Below are 2064 nucleotides of genomic sequence, written 5' to 3' on the forward strand. Positions count from 1 at the left end.
TCGGCGCCCAGCCAGTGCTGGACCAGGAAGGTGCCGTGGAAGCCGACGAACAGCGTCCAGAAGGTGATCTTGCCGAGCCGCTCGTCCAGCATCTTGCCGGTGAACTTGGGCCACCAGAAGTGGAAGCCGGCGAACATCGCGAAGACGACCGTACCGAAGACCACGTAGTGGAAGTGCGCCACCACGAAGTACGTGTCCGAGACGTGGAAGTCCATCGGGGGCGAGGCCAGGATGACGCCGGTCAGACCTCCGAAGAGGAATGTCACGAGGAAGCCGGTCGTCCAGAGCATCGGTGTCTCGAAGGAGACCGAGCCCTGCCACATGGTGCCGATCCAGTTGAAGAACTTGACGCCTGTGGGAACCGCGATCAGGAACGTCATGAAGGCGAAGAACGGCAGCAGCACACCGCCGGTCACATACATGTGGTGCGCCCACACCGTCACCGAGAGTCCGGCGATCGCGATCGTGGCCGCGACCAGGCCCATGTAGCCGAAGATCGGCTTACGGGAGAACACCGGGATGATCTCGGTGACGATGCCGAAGAACGGCAACGCGATGATGTACACCTCTGGATGGCCGAAGAACCAGAAGAGGTGCTGCCACAGCAGGGGCCCGCCGTTGGCCGCTTCGAAGATGTGGGCGCCGAACTTGCGGTCCGCCTCCAGCGCCAGCAGCGCCGCCGCGAGCACGGGGAAGGCGAAGAGGACCAGCACGCTGGTCAGCAGCACGTTCCACACGAAGATCGGCATGCGGAACATCGTCATGCCCGGAGCGCGCATGCAGATGATGGTGGTGATGAAGTTGACCGCGCCCAGGATCGTGCCGAAGCCGGAGAAGGCCAGGCCCATGATCCACAGATCACCGCCGACACCGGGGGAGCGGACCGCGTCCGTCAGCGGCGAGTAGGCGAACCAGCCGAAGTCGGCCGCGCCCTGCGGAGTGATGAAGCCGCTGACCGCGATGAGCGAGCCGAACAGGTAGAGCCAGTAGGCCAGCATGTTCAGCCGGGGGAACGCCACGTCGGGCGCGCCGATCTGCAGCGGCATGATCCAGTTCGTGAACCCCGCGAACAGCGGGGTGGCGAACATCAGCAGCATCACGGTGCCGTGCATCGTGAACGCCTGGTTGTACTGCTCGTTGGAGATGATCTGGATTCCGGGGCGCGCCAGCTCTGCCCGGATGAGCAGCGCCATCACGCCGCCGACCAGGAAGAACCCGAAGGACGTCGACAGATACAGCGTGCCGATCACCTTGTGGTCGGTGGTCGTCAGCCACTTGACGACGACATTGCCGGGCTGCCTCCGGTGGATGAGAAGCTCGTTCTCGCTCGAGTCCTCAGCCGCCGGCTCGGGCTGATTGATGATTGTCACAGGTCCCGCTTCTCCTGGTGCTCGAGTTCCACCCGCGCCGTGGCGTCAATGACGGCCATCCTTGCGGTTCGCGCCGGACCCCGGCTTCCTGAGCGGCCGACACGCCGCCGATCGGGGGGTTTTGACACCCGGATGGAGTAGTGGGCCCGCTCTGTGCTCCCGACCTGGCGGACACCGCCGCGGGCGATCCCGGCCGGCCGTGGCGGGGGGGACTGTCCGCCCCGGTCATTCGTTGACTAGCGTACGGTCCGCCCCGCCCGCACCGGCCGGGGCGGGACGGAGGACATCTTGCCGAGCCTGACCCTGGGCCCCCTGCTGCGCTACGTCGACGGCTCGTCCGCGACCGTCTGGGTCGAGACGAGCGGCCCCTGCACCGCGGAGGTGCGCTGCTCCGACGGCGCCAAGGGCACCGCGCACACCTTCCACATAGCGGGCCACCACTACGCCCTGATACCGGTGACCGGTCTCACCCCCGGCACCGAGGCGGAGTACGAGGTGCTGCTGGAGAGCGAGTCCGTGTGGCCGCCGGCCGACTCGTCCTTCCCGCCGTCCCGCATTCGCGTCCCCGGCCCCGAGGACGGCCTGAAGGTTGCCTTCGGCTCCTGCCGCTGGGCCGCGCCGCCCGCCGACGGCGGCCACGACCCGGCCGGTCCGGACGCCCTCGACACCCTCGCCACCCGGCTCGCCGCGGGCG

1 protein-coding gene and 1 pseudogene are annotated in these 2064 nt (G+C 67.5%); one reads left to right on the top strand and one right to left on the bottom strand.

What is annotated here, in order from left to right:
- Nucleotides 1-1370: cbb3-type cytochrome c oxidase subunit I (locus GT030_RS12830; protein WP_161201215.1), on the bottom strand; the 1370-nt coding region annotated here is incomplete at its 3' end.
- A 288-nt stretch (nt 1371-1658) separates the two neighbouring features.
- Here GT030_RS12830 and GT030_RS12835 point away from each other — a divergent pair.
- Nucleotides 1659-2064: pseudogene (locus tag GT030_RS12835) on the top strand (alkaline phosphatase family protein); the annotation flags it as partial.

This window comes from Streptomyces sp. SID1328 (assembly GCF_009865595.1).
Classification (GTDB): Bacteria; Actinomycetota; Actinomycetes; order Streptomycetales; family Streptomycetaceae; genus Streptomyces; species Streptomyces griseoluteus.